Raw genomic sequence first — 6,106 nt, forward strand, 5'->3', positions numbered from 1 at the left:
TGCGCCCGGACGGCCTCCGCACCGAGTAACACAGACGCCCCGTCAGGAGCCCGGAGAACAGGGAACGGTGCGTACAGCTCCACCCCGCCCACCTGATCAGCCGGTCAGGTTGGGCCAGCATCCGGTCAATGGGGTCCGGGCACGCTGGCGGAGTGTCTTCGCCACTGTTGAAAGGCTTTGCCACCGATGTCCGTTGCTGAACGTGCCCGCGCCGCGGCCAGGACGGTTTCCCCTCCCGCACCCACCCGTCGACAATCACCGAGCCCAGCCAAAGCCATTGTCGTCACCGCACCCTTGTCGCTGACCATCGCTCCAGCCTCGCGCTTTCAGTGCGACGTGAAGTCGCTGTCATGCGGTGGTAGTTGCAAGGACAGGAGTCGACTGCTCCGGCTTGTGACCGATGGCGGTCCCCAGCCTCGGGTGCGTCACCGGTGACGCGGGGGTGCTGAGCCGAGGTGGTCAAGCTCAAGGGCACGATGGGCCATCATCACGCCACAAGCGACGGGGGAAGTCCGAGCGGGCGGGCGAAAGCGAACCCTGGTCCTTACGAGCCGACATGAGGAACACCGCGTCAATGGCGAAGGCGGCGGCGGCAAATTTGCGCCTGACCAGCAGAAACCCAGCGATTACACCCGGAAGACAACAAGTTCTCAGAAAGCCTCCAGGGGGAGACTTGCGCAGACAAGTGAAAAGAGCGTGCGCGGCCACGATCGCCACGGCGGCAGCCGTGGCCCTGGCAGCGGGCATGACCAGCCCGGCGTCGGCGGAGGCCGAGCGTGCAGCCAATGACCCGGCCGGCGCCTCGGCCGTGCAGACCGCGCCCAAGCACCGCATCACCCTGATCACCGGCGACCGTGTCGTCGTCGACGCCAAGGGCCGTGTCATCGGCCTGGAGCGGGCCAAGGGTCGTGAGGGGATACCCGTCCAGATCCGCAAGGCCGAAGGACATACCCTCGTCGTGCCGGCCGACGCCGCGCGGCTGATCGCCACCGGCAAGCTCGACCAGCGGCTCTTCGACGTCACCGAGCTCAACAAGTCGGCCAACCGCAAGGCGCAGAAGCAGGGACTCAAGCTGATCGTCGGCTACCGCGGCGCGGCCGCTGCGGCGAAGGCGGACGTCCGTGACGCAGGTGACACCGAGGTCCGCAGGACTCTCAAGTCGCTGAACGCGGACGCGGTGCTGACGCCCAAGGATGACGCGCCCGACCTGTGGGCCGCGGTCACCGACGCGGGGTTCGACGGCGCGAGGACCGCCTCCGGTGTCGCCCACGTGTGGCTCGACGGGGTCCGAAAGGCCAGCCTCGACAAGTCCGTCCCGCAGATCGGCGCCGGCGAGGCGTGGGCCGCCGGGTACGACGGCAAGGGCGTCAAGATCGCCGTCCTCGACACCGGTGTCGACGGGACCCACGCCGATCTCAAGGGTCAGGTCGTCGCCGAGAAGAACTTCTCCACCGCCGCCGACGCGATCGACAGGCACGGCCACGGCACGCACGTGGCGTCCATCGCGGCCGGTACGGGCGCCAAGTCCGCGGGCAAGTACAAGGGCGTCGCGCCCGGAGCCAAGCTGCTCAGCGGCAAGGTGCTCGGCGACGACGGCTACGGCGACGACTCCGGCATCATCGCCGGTATGGACTGGGCGGTCGAGCAGGGCGCCGACGTCGTGAACCTCAGCCTGGGCGACGTGGACACTCCCGACATCGATCCGCTCGAGGCCCAGGTCAACAAGTTGTCCAAGGAGACGGGCACCCTCTTCACGATCGCCGCGGGCAACGACGGAGCCGAGCAGACGATCGGCTCCCCGGGCAGCGCGGAAGCCGCGCTCACCGTGGGCGCAGTCGACGACGAGGACAAGCTGGCCGAGCTCTCCAGCATGGGCCCCGGCCTCGATGGACAGATCAAGCCCGACGTGACCGCGCCCGGCGTGGACATCACGGCAGCCTCGGCCCCGGGCAGCGTCATAGCCAAGGAGGTCGGCGAGAAGCCGGCCGGCTACGTGAGCATCTCGGGTACGTCGATGGCGACCCCGCATGTCGCGGGCGCCGCGGCGATCCTGAAGCAGCAGCACCCCGACTGGACGTACACCCAGCTCAAGGGCGCGCTGACCGGCTCCGCCAAGGGCGGCGCCTACACGCCGTTCCAGCAGGGTTCGGGCCGGATCCAGATCGACAAGGCCATCAAGCAGACCGTGGTCGCCGACCCGCCGTCGGTGAGCTTCGGCCTCCAGCAATGGCCGCACACCGACGACACGCCGGTTACCGAGAAGCTCACGTACAAGAACCTCGGGACGACCGACGTCACGCTGACCCTCGCGGTGGCGGCCACCAACCCGAAGGGGCAGGCCGCACCGGCCGGCTTCTTCACGCTCGGCGCGAAGACGCTGACCGTCCCGGCGGGCGGCTCGGCCTCCGCCGACCTCACGGTCAACACCAAGCTGGGCGGCACGGTCGACGGCGCCTACTCCGCGTACGTGACCGCGACCGGCGGCGGCCAGAGCGTACGCACGGCGGCGGCAGTGCAGCGCGAGGCGGAGGCGTACGACGTCACGCTGAAGTTCCTCGGCCGTGACGGCAACCCGGCGAAGTACTACAGCGCCAACCTGGTCGGTGTCTCCGGGCTGGCACAGGGCAAGTGGTACGCCCCCTACGACGAGTCCGGCACGGTCAAGGTCCGTGTTCCCAAGGGCGGTTACATCTTCAACACGGGGATCCTGGTCGACCCGGAGGACGCCGCCAAGGGTATCGACTGGGTGGCGCAGCCGAAGCTGAGCGTCACCAAGAAGGCCACGATCACGGTGGACGCGCGGACCGCCAAGCCGGTGGACATCACCGTGCCCGACGCGGAGGCGAAGTCGGGGGCCGCTTGGCCGACATACACCGTCGGCACGGCGTACGGCTACGAGGGGTTCGGCTGGTCGCTGGACTCGTACGCCAACTTCCGTACCGCGCACGCCGGCCCGCAGGTCACCGACGGCACCCTGTACCAGCAGTGGGGCGGTCTCTGGGCCAAGCCCGCCGAGGAGTACGACATCATCGTCGGCGGCAAGGTCAAGCAGCTTGCCACCGGTTACACCAAGCACTACAAGGCGAGTGAGCTGGCCACGGTGAAGACCGGTCTGGGCGCCTCGTCGAGCGGCAAGAAGGGCGCGATTTTCGCCGAGGGCAAGCTGTCCGGCAGTCCAGGCTACATTCCGACCGGGATCCAGCAGACGCTGCCCGGCACGCGTACGCTGCACCTGTCCACCGCGGGCGGGGCGAAGTGGAAGCTCGGCTTCGAGCAGCACGGCGGGCTCGACGAAGACGGCTTCCCGATCGTCGAGGCCGAATACATGCTCGGCACTCCGCAGACCTTCAAGGCCGGCAAGAGCTACGAGAAGACCTTCAACGCGGGGGTCTTCGGCCCGCGCATCGGTTCCGACCTGGGCATCTACCGCGAGGGCAACGACATCTACGGCTCCCTGCCGCTGTTCGCCGATGGCGAGACCCACGTCGGCGGGTCGCTCTACTCGTCGGCCACCACGACCCTCTACCGCAACGGCGCCAAGGTCGGCTCGAACAGCGACCCGCTGGAAGGGGCGGGCATCTTCAAGGTCCCGGCAGGTGACGCCGCGTACAAGCTGACCACCTCCGTCAAGCGCAGCGTCAAGGTCGCCGCGGCCTCCACCCGCGTCGACGCCAGCTGGACCTTCCGCTCCAAGAAGGCCGACCTGGCCAAGCTGCCCGCGTCCTCGATCCGCTTCGACGCGGCCGTCGGCCTGGACAGCAGGGCCCCGGCCAACAAGAAGGTCTCCGTCCCGGTGACCGTCCAGGGCTCGGCAGCGGGCTCGAACCTGAAGTCCCTGTCGGTGTACGTGTCGTACGACTACGGCCAGACCTGGAAGAAGGTCACCGTCAAGAACGGCAAGATCGCGGTCACGAACCCGGCCAAGGGCAAGGGGATCTCGTTCCACGCCAAGATCGCCGACAAGAAGGGCAACAAGTCGACGATCTCGATCTACAACGCGTACTACGGGAAGTGACCTGATCCGGTGGATCACCGACAGGTTCGCTGAACGCACTCATACACGGATGGCCCGCCGGAAGCAGAGCTTCCGGCGGGCCATCCGCCCTCGGCGTCGCGTGTGGCGGGTTCGCGCACGGCGCCGCAGCCGAAGCAGGCCCGGCAGATCCTCTTGCCGTCCAGCCGCGCCGGCCGATCTGATGCGGGCGAGCTGAGCCCAACAAGTAACTGAAGGAGATCATCGTGAGTTTGCCGACGTTGCAGGGTGTGGGCCGTCTGATGGACGCGCCGGAGCTCCGCTTTACGGCGGGTGGGAAGGCGGTGGTGAAGGTGCGGCTGGCGTTCAACGCTTGAACGCCAGCCGCAACGCGCGCGACTACGAACGTCTGCCGCAGCACTCCGAAGCACACCTGAACTGGGCACTCATCACCATGATGGCCCGGCGTCTCACCCGCAAGAGCCCCCGCACCGACACTTGGTCGAGGAAGCCACGGGCCACTCAGGGCTGATTCCATACAAGGGTATAGCGCCAGAACAGCCGTCGCCGAAGCCGTGCGCCGGGCAAGATGTCTCTGGCTTCACGGACGATCTCGTTGAAGGTCATGTCCGCTGAGCGAGTAGGGGCCGTCATGGAGACGGGCCGCGGCGAGGGGCGACCCTTGTTCTTCAGCCAGCCCATGGCGGCGTTGGCCGGAATCGCGACGGCACCGAGCAAGTGGTCCACAGGGGTCTGGGCGCGGGACAGGCCGACGATCACCAGGGTCCCCCCCGGAGCCAGATGACGGCGGAAACGGGTGAGCGCCCGGGTGAACGGCAGGTGGTGGATCGTGGCGACGCACGTGATGACGTCGTAAGGGCCGGCAGGAAAATCGGCTATTGCATCCGCGACGCTGAAGGCGACGGGGAGCCCGGAAGGAGTCAACTTCTGGGCCTGGGCTGTGATCACAGGATCGGAATCGACGGCCTGCACAGTGTCGGCTCGTCCGGCCAGGAGCCTTGCAAGATCACCGCTGCCGGAACCGACGTCCAGGGCGCCGTCGAAGCGCCTCGGCAACTGCCGCAGGATCCAGCGGTGGTAGTGGGCGTTGTGATCCCAGGGATAAGCGGCGTTGAACCGTTCAAGAGCACGCAGGGCACGAGGCGAAAGGATCTTCATCGCCCCAGTCCATTCAAGTCCCTGCGGCATGCACCCCCTGTTCCGGAACAAAGATCACTCGCTCCCGGACTGCCGGACGCAGTCCAAGGAAGCGAGTTGAAAAGGGCCTGTCGATGAATTAGTGGAGCGTGTCGCGGTTGCTGGCCGCGGATGTCGCGTGCATGACGTAGCCGACGAGGTCGCTGGGATCGATCAGGCGGGCAGGGATCAGCTCGGGGTGGTGGCCGTGCTCCTCGAGGAGGGGGCGGACCTGTTTGATCAGGGCTCTGGCCTGGTTCTCTCCGATGCGGAAGAGGTAGGCGGTGAGCGAGCAGGACAGGCCGCGCTGGTCGAGTACGGCGGCCCAGATGATGTTCTCCGTGGTGAGCTTGCGGTGTCGGGGCCGCTGCTTGGGCGGCAGCGCGTCGAGGCGGTCGCGGATGTTGACGGTGAGTCGGTCCAGGTCGTGGCGTTCCAGGCCGGTGAGGAGGGGGTGGGTGGCCAGGGTCGAACCGAAGGTGTGCGCGTGTCGGGGGTGGGACCTGGGGCCTGGCGGGTGCAGGGGGACATCGGGGATGCCGGGCTGGGGCGGGATCGCGTAGTTCCACTCGCCGTGGAAGCCGGCGGGGCGGATCGTCAGGGTGGCCGCGTGCTGCTGACTGATCTCGATGCCGGTGGGGTAGCAGCCGGTGTCCAGGCGGGCGGTCACCGACAGCCCAGTGCGGGTGGTGGTCGAGGCGATCAGGTTGAGGGCGGTCTCGTAGCTGGTGAGGGGGTGGGCGCGCCAGTTCATCGAGATGAAGGAGAACAGGCGGTGCTCGACCCGGTTCCACTTCGATGTGCCCGGACAATGCCGTTGTTTGAGGAGTCAAGCGGTGCCGTGACCGGTCGGTGTTCTGCTCGTTGGATGGGTCATGCATCCGTGGGTGGGGTTGTCTGATGATGTGCGGCTGGGGGTGCTCACCGAGTGGGTGA

Annotated in this window: 2 protein-coding genes and 2 pseudogenes; 2 read left to right on the top strand and 2 right to left on the bottom strand. The window is 67.6% G+C overall.

The features are described 5' to 3' along the window. Positions 1-685: 685 nt before the first annotated feature. Positions 686-4,015, top strand: coding sequence for a S8 family peptidase (locus EF387_RS46190; protein WP_128382551.1), 3,330 nt, complete (start codon positions 686-688; stop codon positions 4,013-4,015). Positions 4,016-4,346: 331 nt separating this feature from the next. Beyond that, a pseudogene (locus EF387_RS49320) lies at positions 4,347-4,496 on the top strand (IS5-like element IS4811 family transposase); the annotation flags it as partial. Here the strand turns inward: EF387_RS49320 and EF387_RS46195 are convergent. After that, positions 4,496-5,152, bottom strand: a complete 657-nt coding sequence (locus EF387_RS46195; RefSeq protein ID WP_128382552.1) for a class I SAM-dependent methyltransferase — start codon at positions 5,150-5,152, stop codon at positions 4,496-4,498. The pseudogene EF387_RS49320 and the gene EF387_RS46195 sit on opposite strands and share 1 nt — an antisense overlap. Before the next feature lie 562 nt (positions 5,153-5,714). After that, a pseudogene (locus EF387_RS50380) lies at positions 5,715-5,978 on the bottom strand (ISAzo13-like element transposase-related protein); the annotation flags it as partial. Positions 5,979-6,106: the final 128 nt, after the last annotated feature.

The sequence above is a fragment of the Streptomyces cavernae genome (genome assembly GCF_004023625.1).
GTDB classification, from domain to species: domain Bacteria; phylum Actinomycetota; class Actinomycetes; order Streptomycetales; family Streptomycetaceae; genus Streptomyces; species Streptomyces cavernae.

Bases quoted from the DNA above. Each gene is read 5' to 3' on its own strand.
- EF387_RS46195 (WP_128382552.1), bottom strand. From the start codon at position 5,152: ATGAAGATCCTTTCGCCTCGTGCCCTGCGTGCTCTTGAACGGTTCAAC.